General features: G+C 33.9%; 22 protein-coding genes. 11 read left to right on the top strand and 11 right to left on the bottom strand.

Going from position 1 to position 20,719, the window contains the following annotated elements:
- From ACP5SP_RS02450 to ACP5SP_RS02440, 3 genes are read right to left on the bottom strand one after another with little or no spacing between them, the layout of a single operon-like run.
- Complete coding sequence (locus tag ACP5SP_RS02450) at positions 1–1,320, bottom strand: bifunctional folylpolyglutamate synthase/dihydrofolate synthase (protein ID WP_428075985.1); 1,320 nt, start codon at positions 1,318–1,320, stop codon at positions 1–3.
- A complete protein-coding gene (locus tag ACP5SP_RS02445) occupies positions 1,320–3,956 on the bottom strand; it encodes a valine--tRNA ligase (RefSeq protein WP_428066523.1) in 2,637 nt (878 codons plus the stop codon). Before ACP5SP_RS02445 ends, ACP5SP_RS02450 begins: the two co-directional genes overlap by 1 nt.
- A 13-nt stretch (positions 3,957–3,969) precedes the next feature.
- On the bottom strand, positions 3,970–4,389 hold the full coding sequence (locus ACP5SP_RS02440; RefSeq protein WP_416085442.1) for a PPC domain-containing DNA-binding protein: 420 nt from the start codon (positions 4,387–4,389) through the stop codon (positions 3,970–3,972).
- A 99-nt stretch (positions 4,390–4,488) separates the two neighbouring features.
- On the opposite strand from ACP5SP_RS02440, the gene lspA reads away from it, so the two are divergent.
- Genes lspA through murI form a run of 5 tightly spaced genes read left to right on the top strand, consistent with a single transcriptional unit; the run spans position 4,489 to position 9,510 of the window.
- Positions 4,489–4,929, top strand: a complete 441-nt coding sequence (gene lspA, locus ACP5SP_RS02435; protein WP_416085441.1) for a signal peptidase II — start codon at positions 4,489–4,491, stop codon at positions 4,927–4,929.
- The gene (locus tag ACP5SP_RS02430) at positions 4,919–5,833 is read left to right on the top strand and encodes an RluA family pseudouridine synthase (protein ID WP_428066520.1); all 915 of its coding nucleotides are present in this window, start codon (positions 4,919–4,921) and stop codon (positions 5,831–5,833) included. The genes lspA and ACP5SP_RS02430 overlap by 11 nt, the downstream gene beginning before the upstream one ends.
- Positions 5,815–6,249: an SsrA-binding protein gene (gene smpB, locus ACP5SP_RS02425; RefSeq protein WP_424586576.1), complete on the top strand. Its 435-nt coding sequence runs from the start codon at positions 5,815–5,817 to the stop codon at positions 6,247–6,249. The genes ACP5SP_RS02430 and smpB overlap by 19 nt, the downstream gene beginning before the upstream one ends.
- Positions 6,249–8,723, top strand: coding sequence for an N-acetylmuramoyl-L-alanine amidase (locus tag ACP5SP_RS02420; RefSeq protein ID WP_428066518.1), 2,475 nt, complete (start codon positions 6,249–6,251; stop codon positions 8,721–8,723). The genes smpB and ACP5SP_RS02420 overlap by 1 nt, the downstream gene beginning before the upstream one ends.
- Positions 8,716–9,510: a glutamate racemase gene (murI, locus tag ACP5SP_RS02415; RefSeq protein WP_416085437.1), complete on the top strand. Its 795-nt coding sequence runs from the start codon at positions 8,716–8,718 to the stop codon at positions 9,508–9,510. Before ACP5SP_RS02420 ends, murI begins: the two co-directional genes overlap by 8 nt.
- On the opposite strand, the gene ACP5SP_RS02410 is transcribed toward murI, so the two are convergent.
- Genes ACP5SP_RS02410 through tsaE form a run of 5 tightly spaced genes read right to left on the bottom strand, consistent with a single transcriptional unit; the run spans position 9,507 to position 13,062 of the window.
- Positions 9,507–10,523: a zinc-dependent alcohol dehydrogenase family protein gene (locus tag ACP5SP_RS02410; protein WP_428075982.1), complete on the bottom strand. Its 1,017-nt coding sequence runs from the start codon at positions 10,521–10,523 to the stop codon at positions 9,507–9,509. The two genes, murI and ACP5SP_RS02410, sit on opposite strands and share 4 nt — an antisense overlap.
- The gene (tsaD, locus tag ACP5SP_RS02405) at positions 10,520–11,527 is read right to left on the bottom strand and encodes a tRNA (adenosine(37)-N6)-threonylcarbamoyltransferase complex transferase subunit TsaD (protein WP_428075980.1); all 1,008 of its coding nucleotides are present in this window, start codon (positions 11,525–11,527) and stop codon (positions 10,520–10,522) included. The genes ACP5SP_RS02410 and tsaD overlap by 4 nt, the downstream gene beginning before the upstream one ends.
- Positions 11,524–11,991 carry a ribosomal protein S18-alanine N-acetyltransferase gene (gene rimI / locus ACP5SP_RS02400; RefSeq protein WP_424586573.1) on the bottom strand — a complete coding sequence of 156 codons (468 nt, stop codon included), beginning with the start codon at positions 11,989–11,991 and terminating at the stop codon, positions 11,524–11,526. The genes tsaD and rimI overlap by 4 nt, the downstream gene beginning before the upstream one ends.
- Positions 11,988–12,617: a tRNA (adenosine(37)-N6)-threonylcarbamoyltransferase complex dimerization subunit type 1 TsaB gene (gene tsaB / locus ACP5SP_RS02395; RefSeq protein WP_416085433.1), complete on the bottom strand. Its 630-nt coding sequence runs from the start codon at positions 12,615–12,617 to the stop codon at positions 11,988–11,990. The genes rimI and tsaB overlap by 4 nt, the downstream gene beginning before the upstream one ends.
- Complete coding sequence (tsaE, locus tag ACP5SP_RS02390) at positions 12,598–13,062, bottom strand: tRNA (adenosine(37)-N6)-threonylcarbamoyltransferase complex ATPase subunit type 1 TsaE (protein WP_416085432.1); 465 nt, start codon at positions 13,060–13,062, stop codon at positions 12,598–12,600. The genes tsaB and tsaE overlap by 20 nt, the downstream gene beginning before the upstream one ends.
- 80 nt (positions 13,063–13,142) lie before the next feature.
- On the opposite strand from tsaE, the gene ACP5SP_RS02385 reads away from it, so the two are divergent.
- The 5 genes from ACP5SP_RS02385 to ACP5SP_RS02365 all read left to right on the top strand — a co-directional run bounded on the left by ACP5SP_RS02385 (position 13,143) and on the right by ACP5SP_RS02365 (position 17,267).
- Positions 13,143–13,346, top strand: coding sequence for a DUF3783 domain-containing protein (locus tag ACP5SP_RS02385; RefSeq protein WP_416085431.1), 204 nt, complete (start codon positions 13,143–13,145; stop codon positions 13,344–13,346).
- 141 nt (positions 13,347–13,487) lie between these two features.
- Positions 13,488–13,778 (top strand): co-chaperone GroES, encoded by a 291-nt coding sequence (gene groES / locus ACP5SP_RS02380; protein WP_416085430.1) that lies wholly within the window; start codon positions 13,488–13,490, stop codon positions 13,776–13,778.
- Positions 13,779–13,790: 12 nt separating this feature from the next.
- Positions 13,791–15,404: a chaperonin GroEL gene (groL, locus tag ACP5SP_RS02375; RefSeq protein ID WP_424586572.1), complete on the top strand. Its 1,614-nt coding sequence runs from the start codon at positions 13,791–13,793 to the stop codon at positions 15,402–15,404.
- 89 nt (positions 15,405–15,493) lie between these two features.
- Positions 15,494–16,003: an RNA polymerase sigma factor gene (locus ACP5SP_RS02370; protein WP_424586571.1), complete on the top strand. Its 510-nt coding sequence runs from the start codon at positions 15,494–15,496 to the stop codon at positions 16,001–16,003.
- Complete coding sequence (locus tag ACP5SP_RS02365) at positions 15,990–17,267, top strand: DUF5666 domain-containing protein (protein WP_428075977.1); 1,278 nt, start codon at positions 15,990–15,992, stop codon at positions 17,265–17,267. The genes ACP5SP_RS02370 and ACP5SP_RS02365 overlap by 14 nt, the downstream gene beginning before the upstream one ends.
- A 48-nt stretch (positions 17,268–17,315) precedes the next feature.
- Here ACP5SP_RS02365 and ACP5SP_RS02360 read toward each other — a convergent pair whose 3' ends face one another.
- Together ACP5SP_RS02360 and ACP5SP_RS02355 are read right to left on the bottom strand one after the other, a co-directional pair.
- Entirely contained in the window at positions 17,316–18,581 is a 1,266-nt protein-coding gene (locus ACP5SP_RS02360; protein ID WP_424586569.1) for a coenzyme F420-0:L-glutamate ligase, read from the bottom strand.
- Positions 18,578–19,123, bottom strand: a complete 546-nt coding sequence (locus tag ACP5SP_RS02355; protein WP_416085425.1) for an HD domain-containing protein — start codon at positions 19,121–19,123, stop codon at positions 18,578–18,580. Before ACP5SP_RS02355 ends, ACP5SP_RS02360 begins: the two co-directional genes overlap by 4 nt.
- Positions 19,124–19,166: 43 nt before the next feature.
- Here ACP5SP_RS02355 and ACP5SP_RS02350 point away from each other — a divergent pair, with 43 nt between their 5' ends.
- A complete protein-coding gene (locus ACP5SP_RS02350; protein WP_428075975.1) occupies positions 19,167–19,871 on the top strand; it encodes an RsmE family RNA methyltransferase in 705 nt (234 codons plus the stop codon).
- Here the strand turns inward: ACP5SP_RS02350 and ACP5SP_RS02345 are convergent.
- Positions 19,849–20,719 (bottom strand): glutamate--tRNA ligase (locus ACP5SP_RS02345; RefSeq protein ID WP_428075973.1); only part of this gene is annotated, 871 nt, incomplete at its 5' end. The genes ACP5SP_RS02350 and ACP5SP_RS02345 overlap by 23 nt on opposite strands.

Here is a 20,719-nt window from a genome sequence, read left to right as displayed (position 1 = left end):
TTAATTTCTTGAAAAAGTAAAAATGTTTTCAAGCACTCTTACAAAACCAACAAGATACAATGAACCAGTTACTAAAAGAGGAAGTTTATTGGAAGCAAATTCCTTTGCTCTAAAATATGCTCTTCTTGGGTCCTCTTCAATAAAAATTTGATTTTTTGGAAGGAGTTCTCTTGCAAGAGTGTAAAGCATCTCGATATTCATTGCCCGTGAATAAGAATTCGGTGTAGTCGTAATGAACAGGTATGAGGTAATTTCTTGAATATTTGAAAGAAAAGTTCTTATATCCTTATCAGAAAGCATCGAGAAAAGCACTACAAATTTAGTATCAAAGCTCCGTTTAAGAGAGTACTTTAAAACTTGAGAAGAGGCATCATTATGTGCTCCGTCAATGATTACAAGTGGATTTTTTGAAACAACTTCCAAACGTCCTGGCCAGAATGCCTTAAAAAGTCCTTCTTTAACTGTGTTTGTAGTGAAATTAATTCCACTTACAAGAATTGATTGAATCGCAAGTGACGCATCGATAATTTGATAATCACCAATGCCTTTTATTTTAATTCCTTCAAAAACTGCTTTTGGATTTTTCGAGATAAAATCAAATTCACTATAATGCTCAAATTTTCTGATATTAGATACGTCAAAGTCTTTACCAAACTCATAATATGGAGAATTGTTCCTTTGGGCCTCTTCTAAAATAACGGCTTTCGCTTCGTCACTTTTTACATTGAAAACAACAGGAGAACCTTTTTTAATTATTTTTGATTTCTCAAATGCAATTTCTTTTAATGTATTTCCAAGATACTTTTGATGATCAAAACTTATATCTGTGATAATAGATACAACAGATCTTTCAATAACATTTGTCGCATCAAGCCTTCCACCTAAACCTACTTCCAAAACTCCATAATCAACGTTCTTGCTAAGAAAATACAAGAAAGCCATTATAGTAAAGGTTTCAAATGTAGATGGAAGTTCGTCGTTTTTTAAATTTTTGTAAATTGGTTTTAAACTTTCATAGTATTTAACAAATTCAAGCGGAGTTATTAGCTTTCCGTTAATACTTATTCTTTCAAGGGTTGAAATAAGAGAGGGAGATATATAAAGTCCTGTTTTATAGCCATGTTCTCTTAAAATTGATGCAATGTAATTTGAAGTTGACCCCTTCCCTTTTGTCCCAGTAATATGAAAATAGGGTACTTTGTTCTCTGGGTTACCCAGCATTAAAAGTACCCTTTTGATGTTTGCTAACCCATATTTATCAGGTTGATTTATTTTTCCACCTAAAGCGAAGATTTCATCTAAACACTCTGAAAGTCTCACTAAACCTCAAGATCTTCAATATGGCTTAAAAGAACAGCCTTTGTCTTCTCTAATTCCTTTTGTCTTTCTTTATCCTTGTTTATAACCTCAGGGGTTGCTTTTTCTAAGAATACAGGGTTCATAAGTCTTGAGTTTATGGATTTAAGCTCAGCATCTATCTCTTGAAGTTTTTTGATAAACCTATCCTTTTCCTTTTGTAAGTCAAAGTCAAAAGGAAGTTCCATATAGACTGTAGTGCCCTGAACAACTGTCTTTAAAACTCTTTCGGGCTTCTTTTGAACATACTTCAGACTAGTTATATGCGCAAGTTTCAGGATTTTTTCGTTTTCCTCTTTTATTAGTTTAATTTCATTTTCATCTATTGAATTGAAATAAGCATTAAGCGGGGTTGCAACAGGTAACCCCAGTTCTGCCTTAAGGCTTCGCAAACCTCTTATAATTCCAAAAACAAAATCAGCATCTTTTTCAATTTTATCGTCGATAAAGGCTTCATTTATTTTAGGAAATTCTGATTTAATAAGTGGCTTATCTACAAAAGGAACATAAGAATATATCTCTTCTGTTGCAAATGGCATATAAGGATGAAGCATTTTTAAGATAGTAGAAAGTGATTTCCACAAAATGTACTGAACAGTTTTTTTCTTCTTTTCGTCATCTCCATACAATCTTACTTTAGAGAGCTCTATATACCAATCGCAGAATTCTCCCCAAACAAACTCGTAAAGTTTTCTTGCAGCTTCACCAAGGTCGTAATTCCCAAGATATTCAATTTCCATCTTTAAATGTCTATTAAGCCTGCTTAAAAACCATTTATCTTCAAACTCTAAATCCAAATTTTCTTCGTCAATTTCATTTGGATTGAATCCCTCAAGATTCATGAGGACAAAACGAGATGCGTTCCAGATTTTATTAACAAAATTCCTTGATGCCTTTAGCTTTTCTTTTGAAAGATTTATGTCTTGCCCGCCAACTGTAGTAAGTGAGGCAAGTGTAAAGCGTAATGCGTCAGCCCCATACTCTTCAATTAAATCCAAAGGATCCACTATATTTTTAAGGGACTTACTCATCTTTCTACCCTTTTCATCCCTAACAAGACCATGAAGCATTACTGTATAGAATGGCTCCTTTTTCATAAAATGCATGCCACTCCAAATCATCCTTGCGACCCAGAAGAAAAGAATATCATAACCTGTTATAAGTAGCGTTGTCGGATAATAATAGTTAAGTTCAGGGGTATTCTCCGGCCAGCCAAGAGTTGCAAATGGCCACAATGCAGATGAAAACCAAGTATCAAGAACATCTTCATCCTGTTTTATACGAGTGCTTCCACACTTAGGGCATTTCATCACAGGCTCTTTCGAAACAATCACTTCACCGCAATCTTCACAGTAATATGCAGGAATTCTATGTCCCCACCATAGTTGCCTTGAAACGCACCAGTCTCTAATATTATTTAGCCAATCATAATAAACTTTTACCCATTTTTCTGGTGTAATTTTTACCTTTTGAGATTCCACCGCTTCTTTTGCTTCCTCTGCAAGAGACTTCATTGATAGAAACCATTGCTTTGAAACAAGAGGCTCAACCACAGTGTGGCACCTCTGACAGTGGCCAACAGAGTGCACATAATCTTCCACTTTCACAAGATACCCCTGATTTTTCAAATCCTCCACAACACGTTCTCTTGCTTCAGTTGTGGTAAGTCCAAGATATGGCTCTGGAACATTAATCATTCGAGCAACATCATTAATAACATCTAAAAATCCAAGATTATGTCTTTTCGCAATTTCAAAATCTTCAGGAGAGTGTGATGGTGTTACCTTTACTGCACCCGTTCCAAATTGAGGATCAACTGCCTCATCTGCAACAATAGGGATTCTCCTCCCTACAAGCGGAAGGATAACATACTTGCCAATTAGATTTTTGTATCTTTCATCATTTGGATGAACTGCAACAGCCGTATCCCCAAGCATTGTTTCAGGGCGAGTCGTTGCAACAACTATATAATCATCACTTTCTTCAAGAGGGTACTTTATGTAATAGAGTTTACCTTTTTCCTCTTCGTATTCAACTTCTATATCTGAAAGTGCTGTGTGGCATCGAGGACACCAGTTAATTATTCTTTCTCCCCTATAGAGCAAGCCTTCATTGTAATACCTAATAAACGCCTCCAATACGGCATTCGCATACTTTTCATCAAGGGTAAATCGAAGTCTTCTCCAGTCTGCTGAGACGCCGAGTTTTTTTGATTGCTCTATGATTGTATTTCCATATTTTTCTTTCCATTTCCAGACTTCTTCAAGGAATTTTTCTCTTCCAAGATCATCCTTCTTTATTCCTTTGGAAAGCAGCTCTCTTTCAACAACCGACTGAGTTGCAATACCTGCATGATCGATGCCCGGAAGCCAAAGGGTTTCTTTTCCAAACATCCTATTGAATCTTATAAAGATATCCTGTAGTGTGAAATTAAGGGCATGCCCTATATGAAGTTTACCTGTTACGTTTGGGGGAGGCATAACAATTACAAAATTTTCTTTTTTGGGACTAATTTCAGAATCAAAATAATGGCCTTCCTCCCACATTTTGTATATCTTATCTTCTACATCTTTGTGGTTGTATTCCTTTGCAAGTTCCATAACCTATTTCTCCTTATGCAGGATTTAAACCTTTAAGTCCTGTGGGTTCATCTCTTCTAAGAAGTGTTATATTGTGAAGCCTTTCTATGAAAATTTCTCCATTATACATAATTGCATTAACAAGGTGACCACCTACAACCGAATAATCATGAAGTGCTATTGCAGTATGCACATGAATTACAAGATCGCCTTCCCTTTCTGTAACACTTATATTACCTTGCAAGGATACAATTTCTGTAAGACCATCAAATACCTTCTTAACATACTCATGTCCATTCCAGTATCCGATTTCAACACTTCTAAACATACCAATTCCCGTAAAGACTGCACTTTCAATTTTATAATTCTTGCAAGCAGTTGTTAAGGACTTCATAAAGTCCTCTCCATCATGCATTCTTATTGCAATTGTACTATTTCCTTCTTTTATCGTCATATCAAACCTCCTCTGTTATACAAGCTATATTATACTATATAGCAGGAATAAAAACAAAATGAGTATTTTAAAAAGAGAACAATTCATATAAAATTGGGTGTGAAAAGCGATAGATATTTTTACCTTATTGCAGTTGCTGTTTTAGTTATTGACCAACTTTCAAAAGTTGTTGTAAGAAATACAATTCCTCTCGGAAAAGAAATTCCAATAATAAGAGGTATATTCTCTATTACCCACATTACAAATTCGGGTTCACTCTTTGGGATGTTCCAAAATGCTACACCATTCCTAATTGTTTCGAGTTTTTTCGTCACCATTCTCATAATATATGTTGAGAGAATAATAAATATTCCCTATAAGGAAGTTGGGTTTGGGCTAATTATGGGAGGTATCCTGGGAAACCTTGTTGATAGAATTATTTTTAGAAGTGTAACTGATTTCTTGTTTTTGAAGCATTGGCCGGTTTTTAATATTGCAGATGCTTCAATTGACATTGGCATTGCGATATTTATAATATCGTATTTAAAATATGGAAAATAAGTTTATTGCAGACGCTACAGGTAGACTTGATAAGATAATTGAAAACAAACTTAAAAATCTTAGCAGAAGCTATATACAGAAATTGATAAAAGAAGGATTTGTGCTTGTAAATGGCAAAGTTATTGAAAAACCATCGCATAAGATAAAGGCAAACGACTTAATTGTTGTAAAAGAAAAGGAACCCGAAAAACTTGAAGTTGGGAAAGAAGATAAACCAATAAAAATAGTTTATGAGGATGAATACCTTCTTGTAATTGACAAGGAAGCAGGACTCACTGTGCACCCAGTTGGCAGAAAAACAACTGATACGCTTGTAAACAGGCTTCTATACCATGTAGAAGACCTATCGCAAATTGGAGGAGTTATTCGGCCTGGCATAGTTCATAGACTTGATAGAGATACATCAGGTCTTATGGTTGTTGCAAAAACCGATACAGCACACAGAACATTAAGTGAAATGTTAAAGAGACACGAAATTAAAAGAAGATACATTTGTCTTGTAAAAGGGAATTTTAAAGAGACTTTTGGTACAATTAATTTACCTCTTAAAAGGGAACAAGGAACAACAAAAATGCGGGTATCAATTATGGGAAAAGAGGCTATTACCCATTTTAAAGTGCTTGAAACAATTGGTCCTTATACGCTTCTTCAAATTGAACTTGAAACGGGAAGAACTCATCAAATCAGAGTACATATGGCGCATATTGGACACCCACTTATCGGAGATACTCTCTATGGTAAAAAAGACAAAAATATAGACCTTGAAAGACAATTTTTGCATTCTTATGAGATTTCATTCAAACATCCTATAATTAATAAGGAGCTTAGATTCACTTCAGAACTACCTGAAGATTTAAAAGAAACACTTTGGGAGTTAAGAAAAAAATGGAAGAAAAAGCAATAGCAGTAAATAAGAAGGTTTTAAGAGACTTCGAGATACTTGATAAACTTGAGGTTGGTATAGAATTGAAAGGCTTTGAAGTAAAGTCCATAAGGGAAGGAAAAGTTAGTCTTGACGGAGCGTATGTTAAGGAATCAAACGGTGAATTTTATATATACAAAATGTTTGTTCAAATTCCTCCCTCAGTTCATACAAGCATAAGCGAAAAAAGAAAAAGGAAGCTCCTTATGCATAAAAATGAAATTGTAAGATGGAGCACAAGAGTAAAAGAAAGAGGACTTACAATACTTCCAATCGATGTGCATACCTCAAATAATAGAATAAAATTAACAATTGCGCTTGTAAGAAAAAGAGTACTGCACGGAGATAAAAAGAAATTAGAAGAGAAAATTGCAAAAAGAGAAATGAGGAAATACTGATGAAAAAAATTTTAACAATTTTACTGCTCATTTTTTATACATCCACAACCTTTTTTGTAGCACAAAGTGTTCTCTCGGAGGTAAGACAGGAGTTTTTATCGATAAATACTGACGGAGTTAATGTAAGAAGCGCCCCTGGAACGTATAATCCTGTCCTCTTTAAACTTAATAAGGATACATTTGTCCTTAATGTAGGAATTGGAAAAGACAAAGACGGGGGATTTTGGTATAAAATTTACGACTTTAATTCAGGAAAAACGGGATATATAGCAAGCTATCTGTGCGATAAAACAGGGATAACAATTACTGGGGAGAATTCGAACATTATCGCAAAGGTTAACACAGACTATCTAAATGTAAGATCTGGTCCAGGCACAGAATTTAAATTTATTAAAAGACTCAACTATGGAACAAAAATAAATGTATTAAGAATAATTAAAAGAAGCGACTCTCAAATCTGGTATAAATTTAAAGACGGAGACAACTTTTACTTTGTGGCAAGTTGGTATACAGTGAAGATAGATGAAACAAATCCAAATAATCAAGGGAACGATTCTTCTAACAAAAATAATAACTCAGGAAAAAACAGCACATCAAATACTCAAGACAACAGTAATACACAAGAAAACATTTCAATAACCGCCACTTCAACAGATTTTGTAAATTTAAGAACAGGTCCTTCTACCGACTACGGAAAAATTACTCTTATAAATAAAGGTGACGAAGTTGTAATAATAGGTTTTGCAAAAAATCATAACGGTGAACTATGGCTCCAATGTAAATACAATGACAAAGTTGGGTTTGCTATAAGCGATTATTTTAAGTTTGATGCAAGTAGAGTTGCATTAGATATTTCAATGATAGGAAGTGAAGCAAAGACAAATGATTCAACAAATCTGAGAGAAGGTCCATCAACATCATACAATGTTATCAAGGTTGTTCCAATTAATACTGCGTTTAATATAGTAGGCGTTTGTTTAAACAAAGATAAAGAAACATGGTTTGAAGTGAACTTAGAGGGAAGATACGCCTGGGTTAGAAACGATACTATTGTATTTGCAAAAAAGGAAAAAGGGATAATTGAAAGCGTCCTCTGGCAAATTACGGAAGACGGTATTGACATTCAAGTTAACGGTAAAAACTTACCAAAGCCAAACATAAATATGCAAAGCGATCCAATAAGACTGGTGCTTACATATAACAACACTGATTTCCTCAACACATCAAATCAAACTGATCTCAATATTTATCCATTTACAAGATACACAATTCAAAGTTATAACAATAATGCTTCAATTACAATCTATCTGTTAGCGGAGATTCCGTATCAATTTGAAGTAAAAGACAATCTTCATTTAATACATTTTAAACTTCCAAAGATCAATCAAAAAATAGTTGAAATTGGTGGAAGTGTAATATTCACAAATATTAAAAAGTTAGATAATACGCTTTATATTAGCCTTGATGATTTTCTAAACTTTTTCAATATAAAGATAAGTGAATATAATTTAGATTTCTTTGGCAATAGTATCAAGATAGCAAAAGAAGAAATAATTAACGCTGATGGTGAAAATTTTGTTTCCTTAATGAATTTGTCAAAGTACTTTAATGTATCAGTAACAGAAACAAATAATGAAATCTTTATAGACCCAGTTCTTATTGACTTTAAGAAGGATAGTAGCTCAACGGTACTTACGTTTAGTTTTCCATTCAAAGCAAAAAAGATTAGCGAAAATAACAAAGACTATCTTGTAATCTATGCTGAAAATTCTTTAAATATACCTTATAAAAGTTTGAAGAGGGTATCAACAACACCTCCCCAAATATTCATAGAATTAGATAATGTCTCTTATGTTGCAAAAGATAATATGCTAACACTGACACAAGCAACCAGTGAAAGTTCAAAATTACTTTCAAGTAGAATTATTATTATAGATCCAGGGCATGGAAGTTATTCTGGCCAATACTTAGATGTGGGAGCAATAGGATACTCTGGAACAAAAGAAGCATATATAGTGCTTGACATTGCACTAAGACTAAAAAAACTATTAGAAAATGCAGGTGCTAAGGTAATATTAACTCATACAACAGTTGATGATCCAAAAAATCCCACCCTTAAAGGAAGAACAGATATTGCAAATGCATCTGGTGGGGATCTTTTCATTTCAATACATCTAAACTCAAGTGTAAACAGTGATGCATCTGGCACAGAAACTTACTATTGGTATGACTCATCTAAGCGTTTGGCTCAAACAATCCAAGAATCCCTTGTAAAAGCCTTAGGCACTTATGATAGAGGAATTAAAAAAGATTATCTTTATGTTTGCAGAGAAGTTACTACAATGCCTTCAATTCTTACAGAAATAGGTTTTATATCAAACCCCAAAGAAGAGGCGCTTTTTAAAGATCCAAACTTCCTTGATAGAGTTGCTAAAGCACTCTTTGATGGTATCGTGAGGTATCTAAATGGTTAACACAAAGCCAATCGGAATATTTGATTCAGGTGTTGGTGGGTTAAGTGTAGTAAAAAGTTTAAAAAGGGTCCTTCCCAATGAAAATATTATCTATGTAGGAGATTTGAGGCATTTTCCTTATGGCACAAAAACAGAAGAAGAAGTTAAAACATATGCAAGAAACATAACCAAATTTTTACTCACAAAAGAAGTTAAACTTATCATCGTTGCATGTAATACAGTATCATCCATTGCAATGGATGAACTAAAAGTTTTAGCCAATCCTGTAGAAGTCATTGGTATGATACAGTCAGGTTCAGAATATGCAGTGAAAACAACCAAGAATAAGAAAGTAGGCGTTATTTCAACTCCACTTACTGCAAAAAAACATGCCTACAAAAATGAGATCCAGAAACTCGATGGGTCAATTGAAGTATTTGAGGTCGGCTCTCAAGAACTTGTTAATCTTGTTGAAGATGGAGTAAGTTTTAATGATTATGCCTGTGCACTTGCAAGAGAAAAATTAGAAGAACCACTAAAAAACAAAATTGACACGCTTGTTTTAGGATGTACTCACTTTCCTTTCCTCTATAAGGTGGTAAAAAGTGTTGTTGGCGAAAGTGTTGAAGTAATTGATCCTGCAGAATATATTGCAACAAAAACAGTAGAACATTTAAATGAAATTGGCTTTAATAATGGAACTCATAAAACAATTTTCTATACCACTTACGATAAGGAATCTTTTAAAGAAAAACTTTCGTTATTTTTGAGTATTGAAGATTCAGAAGTTTACGAAATTGACATTTAAGAAATTTTTAATACTGCTGCACCTTGAATTTTGCCTTGCTTTATCGAAAGAAGGGCCTTGTTTGCATCTTCTAAAGGAAATATCGTGACTTTAGGAATAATGGGAATAACCGACGCAAGTTTCAGGGCGTTTATAACATCATCTCTTGTCACATTTGCAACACTTTTTACCGACCTTTCTTCCCAAATTAAGGTATAATCAAAGGCATTAATAGGAGTTTCTTTTCTTATGGCGTTCACCACGATATGACCACCTTTACTAAGATATTTCAGGGCGTAAGGAATTACCTCACCTACGGGTGTTGTATCAATTGCCTTATCATAGGTTATAGAAATCTCACTAAAGGTTTCAAAGATATAATCTGCTCCTAATTCTTCTGCTAATTTGGTTGCATTATCACCTAATTTTTTAACGAAGACCACAATTTTTGAAGAGGGATTGAGATATCTTATATACCTATAAACGATATGATTTGATGCACCAAAACCAAAAAGCGCAACTGTTTCGCCATCTTTGATTTCAGAAAGTTTGTAGGCTCTAAATCCTACTGCGCCTGCACACAAAATTGGCGCAGTTGTCTCATCCTTTAAGTTTTCAGGAATCTTATATGCAAACTCACTTTCAACAACCATATATTCTGCATAACCACCATCAGCATCGGCACCTGTTGCAATAAAATCATTACAGAGATTTTCTTCACCACTTTTACAATACCTACACTTCCCACAGGCATGCTTTATCCAGGCAACACCAACTCTATCACCAATTTTAAGGTTTTTAACTTTATTTCCCTTTTCTACAACATATCCCACAACTTCATGACCAGGAATAACAGGAATTTTAGGCATTCTCCTTCCTTCAATTTCATCAATCTCTGTGTGGCAAACACCACAATAAGAAACTTTTATTAAGACCTCGTTCTCGGTTGGTTTTGGTATATCAACTTCTCTTAGAATAAGAGGATTTTCCTCTAATTTTCCAATCCTTTCAATAAACATCGCTTTCATTTTCATAACTCTAACCTCGATATGGCATCAAGTTTAAGATCAGAAATTTCGCCTTTCATCGTATAACGAAGATATCCTGTAAGAGCAATCATTGCGGCATTATCTGTGGAAAGTGCCTTTTGAGGAAAATAGACATCAATTGGCGACATTTTTACAAATGTCTCCCGAAGCCTTTTATTTGCTGATACTCCACCTACAACCCCAATTCCTTTTACTTTAAAGTCAGTTGCGGCACGTAGAGTTCGCTCAACAAGAATTCTTACAAGGGCATTTTCAAAACTTGCAGCAAGGCTTGGAAGATCGTTTTCTACAACATCTGGATGATTTTGAATAAAATAAATACCAGCGGTCTTTAAACCACTAAAACTAAATTCATAAGGACTTCCTTTAAAAGTTAAATTTGGAAATTCGTATTTATTTGGATCGCCTTCAAGCCCCAACTTTTCGATTATTGGACCCCCAGGATAACCATATCCTAAAAATCGCGCAAACTTATCAATAGCTTCACCTGCTGCATCGTCGCGAGTGCGTCCAAGTACTTTATATCTTAAGAAATCTTCCATAAACACAAGCTCCGTATGTCCTCCAGAAACAATCAAAACAAGCAATGGAAAAACATCATTCTTTTGATAAAGCGGTGCACCTTCAAGAAATAATGAATATATATGCCCTTCAAGATGATTTACCCCAATTAGAGGTTTATCAAGAGCAAAACTCAAAGATTTTGCAGCTTCAACTCCTACAAGAAGTGAGCCAATAAGCCCAGGACCTTTTGTAACAGATATTAAATCAATGTCATTCAAAGAAGTGTTTGCAAGTTTTAATGCCTCTTTTATCGTATACCCAATGAGTTCTGCATGCTTTCTTGACGCAATTTCAGGAACAATACCTCCAAAATCCTTATGAAAAACTTCTTGTGAAGTCAAAACATTACTCAAAATTTTACCGTCATTCTCAATTAAAGAAACAGCAGTATCGTCACATGAAGTCTCAATTCCAAGAGTTATCATTTATCTTCATCCTCCTTAGATACTGTGAGTTCCATTCTTATACCATCTTCCCCATCTTGATAGTAAGATTTTAACTCTTCCTTTTCAATGAAGCCTAATTTTTTGTAAAGTCTTTGGGCAGAAACATTAGATTTCCTTGCCTCAAGATATACAACTTCATGGCCGAGTTCCTTTGCAAGATTTATGGCAAATACAAGCAGTGATGTACCAATCCCTTTTCCGCGTTCATTGGGATGAACTGCAACATTAATAATGTGAAGTTTTTTACCTTCATACCAAACACCAATAAAACCAACAACCTTACCTTGCAATTTAGCAACAAAGTAATCAGACGAAGCATTAAATAGATAATCAACCATAAATATTTCACGGGGCCACGGATCTTCGTAGGATAACTCTTCAATTTCAATTATTTTTTTAAAATCATTTGCTTTTGCTTTAACTATTTCAATTTCGCTTATCATCGCATTTTCTTAAAAAGCTTATCTTCTGCTCTTAAATAAATAGGTTTAAGTGATAAAGGATCCCCGATTTGTTCACCTCTTGAAATTTTTAGAAGGGCAAGACTATGAATAACCTCAGGGTCTACAAATATTTTCTTAAAATTTTTTAAATTTGCATAAGAAAGGTCTTCAAATGAAACAATTAGATCACTTTCAAGATTTTGAAGTTCTGAAATTGTTTTTATCTCATCAGGTGAACTCCTTGCGCCGTTTTCGAATTCAGCAACAAAAAACTCATTTCTTCCAGCAGAAAGCACTGCTTTTATTTTTAAATTTCCTACGTGTCGTGATATGAGTTCTAAAGAATTTACAGGAATCAAAGGGATATTAAGTGCAAATGAAAGAATCTTCGCATCAACAACACCAATTCGAGTCCCCGTAAAACTTCCCGGGCCATTTACAACAAGAATATGTGTAAGATCACGCTTCTCAAACTTTAAAATATCAAACATTGTTTTTGTAATGTAGAGTAGATTGTTTGGACTTTCATCATTAGGATACTGAATTACAGAATAGAGAATTTTTTCATCGTTCCCAAGCAAACTAATCGTTGGATAAAATGCCTGACTAAGGAATAGATAATTCATCTAAAACACTCTCCATATTAAAAACTTTCATTGATAACGTACGTTCAGTTTCGCTCAAAATTGTAAGGTATATTTCCATATCAAAATCAAGCAAACCTTCAATTTTGTCTCCCCATTCAATAACATGAATACCCTGTTTTGAAACTAACTCAAAAATTCCAAGATCATCAAAATCCTTAGGATTATTGACCCTATACAAATCGTAGTGATATAAAGGAAGATTACCTCTATATATATTGAGAAAGACAAAAGTAGGACTTTCAACATAGTCTTTTGCAAAAAGTCCCTCAGAAATTCCCTTCACAAGTGTTGTTTTACCTGCACCAAGAGGTCCAACAAGTCCTATAATATAATTTTTTGCATTTTTTAAAAGTATCTCTCCAAGTTTTCTACCTATATAAATTGTATCTTCCACACTTCTCAGGATAAAACTTTTTTCTTTCACATAATAAATATAACAAAAAATTAATTTTTTTGAAAGTTCTGATATAATAAATGTGAAAAATAATAAACTTGGAGTAGATCATGGGAAAGAAATTTATTTTATTAGGCAATTTTACAAACGAAGAGATTGTAAAGATAATGCAAAAGGTAAAAGAGGCTATAAATACTGAAGATCTAATTTTTGCAACACTCACCGATACTGTAAAGGAATGGAAAGTAAAAGATTGGCTTAAAGAATTAGAAGAGGAAGACGAATATTTTAAAAAACAAAAAGAAAAAAGATAGTTCAATTAAAAACTCATTTTGCTCCTTTAAACAATTTAGACCTCCCTCTTGACATAAATCCTAAACTCTATATAATAAATTAGCAAACTTAGTATAAATTTGCTAAAAATTCACAAAAAAACAAGAAGGGAGGTTGGTTGTATGGCAGAAATTATACCCATTCACGACCACATTGTAGTAAAAATCGAAGAGGAAGAAGAAAAAACTAAAACAGGCATTGTATTGCCTGACACAGCAAAAGAAAAACCTCAAAAAGGCAAAGTCGTTGCAGTAGGTTCTGGAAGAATTCTTGACAATGGAACAAAAGTTCCCCTTGAAGTAAAAGTTGGTGATACTGTTATTTTCTCAAAGTATGCAGGTACCGAAATAAAATTGGATGAAGAAAAGTATCTCATACTTTCAGAAAAAGAAGTGCTTGCAATCCTTAAATAAGGAGGTGAAACTATGGATGCAAAACAAATAATTTTTGGAATGGATGCAAGAAAGGCAATACAAGCAGGTGTTGATAAATTAGCAAATACCGTAAAAGTAACATTAGGTCCCAAAGGAAGACATGTTGCACTTGAAAGAAAATTTGGATCCCCAATTCTTTCTGACGATGGCGTTTCAATTGCAAAGGAAATCGATTTACCCGATCCAAATGAAAACATTGGAGCTCAATTAGTCAAAGAAGTTGCATCCAAGACTGAGGATGCAGCTGGTGATGGTACTACAACTGCAACTGTTCTGGCACAAGTTCTCATTGATGAAGGTATTAAGAATGTAACGGCAGGCGCTGATCCTTTACTTCTCAAAAAGGGAATTGATAGAGCAGTCGAAGTAGTTATTGAAGAAATGAAAAAGCTAAAGAAAGAGATTACAACAAAAGAAGAAATTGCACAGGTTGGAACAGTTTCATCAAAGATTAAAGAAGTTGGAGAAGCCATTGCTGATGCAGTAGATAAAGTTGGCAGAGAAGGCGTAATAACTGTTGAGGAATCCCAAGGTCTTGGTCTTGAGGTAAAGACTGTTGAGGGAATGCAATTTGATAGAGGATATATTTCACCTTACTTTGTAACCGACACCGAAAGAATGGAGGCAGAACTTAAAGATCCTTTCATCGTAATTACAGACAAGAAGGTTTCATCAATTCAGGAATTCTTACCACTTCTTGAAAGGATTGTTCAAACAGGAAGACCATTCCTTCTTATTGCAGATGATGTAACAGGTGAAGCTCTTGCAACACTTGTTTTAAACAAAATTAAAGGAACATTCTCTTGCGTTGCCGTTAAGGCACCTGGTTTTGGTGACAGAAGAAAAGCAATGCTTGAAGATATTGCAATCCTAACTGGCGGACAAGTCATCTCAGAAGATCTTGGAATTAAATTTGAAAGTGTCACTCTTGACATGCTCGGAAGAGCAGATGCAGTTAAAGTTGACAAAGATAATACAACAATAATTGGTGGTAAGGGAGACAAGGAAAAAATCCAGGCAAGAATTAAGCAGATTAAAGAAGAAATTCAAAGAACAACCTCAAGTTACGATAAAGAAAAACTCCAGGAACGTCTTGCAAAACTTTCCGGTGGAGTTGCTATTATTAAAGTTGGTGGCGCAACTGAAACAGCAATGAAGGAACTAAAGCACAGAGTTGAAGATGCTGTTGCAGCAACAAAGGCAGCTCTTGCAGAAGGTATCGTTGCAGGTGGTGGAGTTGCATTCGTTAAGGCAATTCCTGCACTTGATAAGTTAGAAGCAGAAGGGGACGAAAAAACCGGTATTATGATCGTTAAAAAGGCACTTCAAGAACCACTAAAACTCATTGCTGAAAACGCAGGCTACAACGGAATTATTGCTCTCAACAAAGTAATGGAAACAAAAGACAACATCGGTTTCAATGCTGAAACTGGTAAATTTGAAGATATGTTCAAAGCAGGCGTAATTGATCCGTTTAAAGTAGTAAGAACAGCACTTCAAAATGCAGCAAGCATTGCAGGACTTTTGCTTTCAACCGAAGCAATCGTGACAACAATTCCAAAGGAAGAAAAACCAGCACCAGCACCTCAATATCCTGAATACTAATATAAAATTTTAAGAATTTAGCCCTCCCAAAAGGAGGGCTTTTATTTTTTATGAGTTATGTGTAACATTTTCACGAGGTGAAGAATATTATGAATGTGGAAGATAAATTGAAAGAAATTGTTCCAAAAATAAAGAATGGAGATTTAGAGGCATTTGAAATGTTATACAATTTAACTTATAAATATGTTTTTAAGATTGCTTATGCGATAACTCTTTCCAAAGAAGACGCAGAGGATGTTATGCAAAATACATATCTTAAAATCTATGAAAAAAGAAAGACACTCGACAGTAGCGACACAATAATGGGTTATATTAAGCGGATTGCAATAAACTATGCACTTAAAAATAGTAAAAAAACAAACCCAAAATTCATTAATAGAGAAACAAATGACGGAAAAGACGATATAAAAGAAATTGTTGAAGATGCTCTGAAACAGCTTGATTCAAAAGATAGAAGCATAATAACACTTTTCTATATGGATAATCTTTCCACTAAAGAAATTTCATTTTTATTAAACGAATCTGAAGAAAACATAAGAGTAAGACTGCATAGAGCAAGAAATAAGCTTAGGGAGGTGATTGAGAATGGAGAAATTTGAAAAAGATGTTTTGAATTTTTTAGAAGAAACTGTACCTAATCCAGAAATTAAGGAAAAAGTTATGAATAAGATTAAAAACGCAAAAAGGATGGAAATTATGAGGCGTAATGTTTTCTTAGGAATTGTAGTTGCAATTATCTTCACATTCTTATTATCATTTGTTGCGCCTGTGTTCGGCAAATCTGGGACTCTTCCACAACTCATTAAAAGCGTTAGAATAGAAAGTGCAGCAAAGAATTTTGAAGGAGTAATTGAAATTGATTCAAGCGCTTTAGAAAAGATAACAAAAGCAAATCTTCCTTTTGCTGATGCTGTTGTTATTTCTGCACTTTCACATGATAAAAATATCGACATCGATAAAGTTATTGAATTACGTAAAGATGGTTATGGGTGGGGAAAGATTCTTGATACCCTTAATACTACATTGAGCGAGAAAAATTTAACAAGTGGAAATGTATCTTCAAATACAACCACTAATACAACAAATAATGCAAGCCTTTCACAAAATGAAACTGAACAAAATACAAACAAAAATCAAAATAAGAATGAGGGGGTTACTACTCCCACTCAAAATCAGGAAAAAGAAACAGAAACTGAACAAAATGAGAACGAACTCATTGTCGTTGCAAAAGGCACTATTAAAGAAATTAACGGAAATACTTTAACGGTTAACGACACAGTAGTAACGCTTAAAGATAACACAAACATAAAATATTTGGGTAATCTGATAACTTTAAACGATCTTAAAGTAGGTGATACCATTTTGGTACATGCCGTAAAAGATGGCGATAATCTTGTTGCAAGAGATATTATCGTATATAAAACCACTCCAAATAAGGAGATAAAACAAAATAAGCAAGATAAAAAGCAAGTTGAAAATAACGAAGAAAACAACGACAAGACAACAGAGAATACTGAACAAAACAAAGAACAAAACAAAGAACAAAAATCAGAAAAAGAATACGAATTGAATACGGTTATTGTAAGTGTAAGCGATTCCTCCATAACTCTTAAGGATTTCGAAAATCCCGTTTTAATAGATAAAACTACGAAAGTCGAGCAAAGAGGACTTGGAAGAGTTGATATAAGTGCATTAAAGGAAGGACAAACTGTCCAAATTCATATAAGGTACGATGGAACAAACTACAAGGCAACTCAGATAATAATCCAAACAAAAGAAGATTCTAATAAAAATGAAAACGCACAAGATAACACAAATTCTAATAAATTAGAAAAATCTAATGGCAAAAGCAAGAAACCATAACAAAAATAAGTATTATTTCACTATAACCCCGGATGAAGCCGGGGTTTTTTAAATTACACCTCTCACAATTACTATGGGTGTCCCTTCGTCTTCGTTTCCTGCTGGATTATCGCTTAATATCTTTTCTAATTTTTCTTTATTAACATTTTCGGTTTTACCCACAACCCATGCTCTTCCAAGTTCATTTGCATCAACTATTGCAACTTCAAAGCCAATTACATCTCTTATCCTTTTTGCAAGCTTATTTGAATCAATAGGACCTGGTATAATGTAATAATCGTAGGGAGGAATTGCTGCAGGGGGATCATCAATTAGAGCTGACTGTTCTCCTGCAACCTTATAAAATACACCATTAAGCCCAAAAACCTTGCCAATAGCACCTAAGAGAAATCCCATTACAATTCTTAAAGCACCGGCCTCTTCAATTGCTATTTGCATTGCATATGGATTTGCAAGAGGAGCAGCGCCACCAAAAGGAATACTTTCTTGATTTACAAATCGTGAGATAAATCTTGCAAGTTTACTTACCTTGATAGAATCAACAGGGTATATTCTTCCTTCAGCAATTGCCGCAACACATGAAGAGATTGTTATAATATCGCCATTTCTTGCGTAAGGCAAGGCATACTGCTTTATAATTTCTATAAGATTATCATCCTCTTTTATTAGGGGAGTTTTTACAGGAATCTTTTCTATAGTTGATTTTTGTGTTGATTTTTGTGAATTGTTATAAACATCATAATTAAAACCTAAGTATTGATTTGCGAATTCCTTTAACTCTCTATTTTTAGGATGTGTTTTAATGCCGACTTCTACAACTTTTTTTGCAAGTTCAAAATTCCCATTTTTTAGAAGTAAGCTTGCATATTTTATAAAATCTGACGCATAAAAATCAGAAGGTTCAATTTCATAGAATAATCTATAAAATTCAGTTGCCTCATCGACATTACCGTTGTTATAAGCTATTGTCGTTAATCTTTTGAGAACATAGCGATAAGGTGAAAGAGTACTTTTTTGAGGCTCTTTAAAATGTGAAAAAATGCCTTTATAGACCTCTTCTGCTCTTTTAACATCCTGCACTGTAAAAAAGTAAAAATCACCAAGTTCAAGTTGCAACCACAAATTCTCTGGGTTTTTTTCGATTCCATTTTTTAGAATTTCTTCTGCTTCTTTATAATCATTTTTTAAAACATACAAATGACTTAAATATCTGTATGCACCAATTCCATCTCTTGGGTTCTCGGTAAGATAGCTTTTAAGTATTCTGATCCTATCGTCAATATCAAATGTTTTAATACTATCAATATATCTCATAATCCAAGATCTTTATTTATACCTTTCATAGCTTTTAAGCCAAGTTCGACGAATTGTTCTAAAGATAAACCAAACTCCTTACAACTTTCTATCTGTTCCCTATTTGCTCCCTCTGCAAAGCGCTTTTCCTTAAATCTCTTAAGCACGAATTCTTCGTCAACATTTTCGAGTTTCTTACCTTTAACCAAAGCACAAGCAGTAATAAGCCCAGTCAAGGGATCTGCCGCATATAGGGCCTTCTCCAATAAGGTTTCTCGCTTTAAACCATGAATAGGATTATGTTTTTTAACAGCAAGAACAATGTCCTCGTCAAAGCCCAGAGACTTAAGATATTCGCTTCCAACAATGCTATGAAGATGAGGTTTGTCCTTCGTTGTATCGAGATCTATATCGTGAACAAGTCCCGCAATGCCAAATTTTTCTTCATCTTCGTTAAATAGCTTTGCAATCTCCCGCATAACCGATTCTACTGCCAAAGAATGTTTATAAAGATTTTCATTAAGCTTACTTTTCAAAAGTTCTCGAATTTTTTCTCTTTCCATACGGTGATATTATAATATACATTAGGAGTTTTAGAAAATTAAAATGGCAATTTACTATTTAAAAGAAAGTAAAATTGAAAAAGATCAAATCATTATTACTAATGATTTGCTGCACCATTTAAAGAATGTCCTTCGAATTAAAAAAGGAGAAAAAATTAAATTCTTTGACGACAATTTTATTTATACAACTGAATGTATTGAAAAAGAAAAAGACGCCTTAATTTTTAGAATAAAAGAAATTTCCAAAAATAAGAAACCTGAAATAGAATTCAATATTATACAAAGTGTTATTGAAAAAAGCGAATTAGAGGACTCAATTAGACTCCTCGTAACATCAAGAGTTTCAAAAATCTTTGTAACCAATACTGAGAGAAGTGCTAAATCATTTAAAGAAACAAACCTCAAAAGGCTTAGGGAAATTGCCTTAAATACTTCAGAACAAAGCGAAATTTGTTTCATACCAGAGATTATATATCTAGAAAGTCTTGATAGGGCAATTCAAATGTTCCATGAGAATTCATTTGTACTTCATTTTGGCTCTAAATATTCCTTAAAAGATATCCCAAGCATTGCAAACTTAAATAAACCAATTACATTTTTTATTGGTCCTGAAGGTGGATTTAGCGAAGGAGAAATAGAAATGTTTAAAAAAAACGCAATTCCAATAATTACATTAAAAAGCGGTGTTTTTCGATCGCAATTTGCAGGGACTGTAGCGGTCCTTGTTACCCTTGAATTGATTTCTTGATAAAGCTAACAGCTTCTTTAAGTCGTTCTTTTACTTCGTCCTTACCAAGAATTAAAAATATTTTTGTAAGTTCTGGTCCATTGCGTGAATAGAAAAGTGAGATTCTTAGAGGATGGTATATCTTTTTGCCGAGAATTTGAAGTATATCTTTCAAACTATTAAGAAAATTTTCAACTTCATCCTTAACAAATTCCAAGTTATCAATGTTATTTAACACATATTCAAGTGCTTTTAAAGCTTCTGGATCTAAAAGCATTTTCAAATCATTTTCTGAAATAGATTCAAACATTCTCTTAAAAAATGGTTTAGAAAAAGGAACAACATCTTTTGTAAAATTCATGTTTCCCCTTACCGCATCAATAATTAAAAGAGTTCTCTCTCTGCAATCAGAAACATTATATGCCTCTTTCAAATAAGGAAGCGTTTCATCACAGAGACTTCTAAGATCTTTATCAAGTATATATTTATGATTCATCCATTTGAGTTTTTCAAAGTCGAAGATAGCAGGGGCTTTATTGACATTTGATAGATCAAAGAGTTCTATGAGTTCTTCTTTGGTGAAAAATTCCCTGTTATCTTTGGGAGACCAACCAAGGAGAGCAAGGAAGTTAAACATGGCCTCAGGAAGGATACCCAGATCTCTGAATTGGCCTAAGGAGGTTGCACCATGTCTTTTGGAGAGTTTTGTTCTATCAGGTGCAAGGATAAGAGATATATGGGCAAATGTGGGAAGAGGAAAGTTGAGGGCTTCAAAGATGAGTATCTGTTTTGGGGTATTTGATAGGTGTTCTTCTGCTCGTATTACATGGGTTATTCTCATAAGAGCATCGTCAATTACTGTTGCATAG

This window comes from Caldisericum sp., from assembly GCF_049967455.1.
Lineage (GTDB): Bacteria > Caldisericota > Caldisericia > Caldisericales > Caldisericaceae > Caldisericum > Caldisericum exile_A.
The sequence above is the reverse complement of the archived record's forward strand: the minus strand, read 5'-3'. Positions and strand labels throughout refer to the sequence as shown.

Excerpts from the sequence above, each read along its gene's own strand:
- ACP5SP_RS02445 (WP_428066523.1), bottom strand. The coding sequence starts at position 3,956 with ATGGAACTTGCAAAGGAATACAACCACAAAGATGTAGAAGATAAGATA.
- ACP5SP_RS02440 (WP_416085442.1), bottom strand. The coding sequence starts at position 4,389 with ATGACGATAAAAGAAGGAAATAGTACAATTGCAATAAGAATGCATGAT.
- ACP5SP_RS02430 (WP_428066520.1), top strand. The coding sequence starts at position 4,919 with ATGGAAAATAAGTTTATTGCAGACGCTACAGGTAGACTTGATAAGATA.
- smpB (WP_424586576.1), top strand. The coding sequence starts at position 5,815 with ATGGAAGAAAAAGCAATAGCAGTAAATAAGAAGGTTTTAAGAGACTTC.
- ACP5SP_RS02420 (WP_428066518.1), top strand. The coding sequence starts at position 6,249 with ATGAAAAAAATTTTAACAATTTTACTGCTCATTTTTTATACATCCACA.
- murI (WP_416085437.1), top strand. The coding sequence starts at position 8,716 with ATGGTTAACACAAAGCCAATCGGAATATTTGATTCAGGTGTTGGTGGG.
- ACP5SP_RS02410 (WP_428075982.1), bottom strand. The coding sequence starts at position 10,523 with ATGAAAATGAAAGCGATGTTTATTGAAAGGATTGGAAAATTAGAGGAA.
- tsaD (WP_428075980.1), bottom strand. The coding sequence starts at position 11,527 with ATGATAACTCTTGGAATTGAGACTTCATGTGACGATACTGCTGTTTCT.
- rimI (WP_424586573.1), bottom strand. The coding sequence starts at position 11,991 with ATGATAAGCGAAATTGAAATAGTTAAAGCAAAAGCAAATGATTTTAAA.
- tsaB (WP_416085433.1), bottom strand. The coding sequence starts at position 12,617 with ATGAATTATCTATTCCTTAGTCAGGCATTTTATCCAACGATTAGTTTG.
- ACP5SP_RS02385 (WP_416085431.1), top strand. The coding sequence starts at position 13,143 with ATGGGAAAGAAATTTATTTTATTAGGCAATTTTACAAACGAAGAGATT.
- groES (WP_416085430.1), top strand. The coding sequence starts at position 13,488 with ATGGCAGAAATTATACCCATTCACGACCACATTGTAGTAAAAATCGAA.
- groL (WP_424586572.1), top strand. The coding sequence starts at position 13,791 with ATGGATGCAAAACAAATAATTTTTGGAATGGATGCAAGAAAGGCAATA.
- ACP5SP_RS02370 (WP_424586571.1), top strand. The coding sequence starts at position 15,494 with ATGAATGTGGAAGATAAATTGAAAGAAATTGTTCCAAAAATAAAGAAT.
- ACP5SP_RS02365 (WP_428075977.1), top strand. The coding sequence starts at position 15,990 with ATGGAGAAATTTGAAAAAGATGTTTTGAATTTTTTAGAAGAAACTGTA.
- ACP5SP_RS02360 (WP_424586569.1), bottom strand. The coding sequence starts at position 18,581 with ATGAGATATATTGATAGTATTAAAACATTTGATATTGACGATAGGATC.
- ACP5SP_RS02355 (WP_416085425.1), bottom strand. The coding sequence starts at position 19,123 with ATGGAAAGAGAAAAAATTCGAGAACTTTTGAAAAGTAAGCTTAATGAA.
- ACP5SP_RS02350 (WP_428075975.1), top strand. The coding sequence starts at position 19,167 with ATGGCAATTTACTATTTAAAAGAAAGTAAAATTGAAAAAGATCAAATC.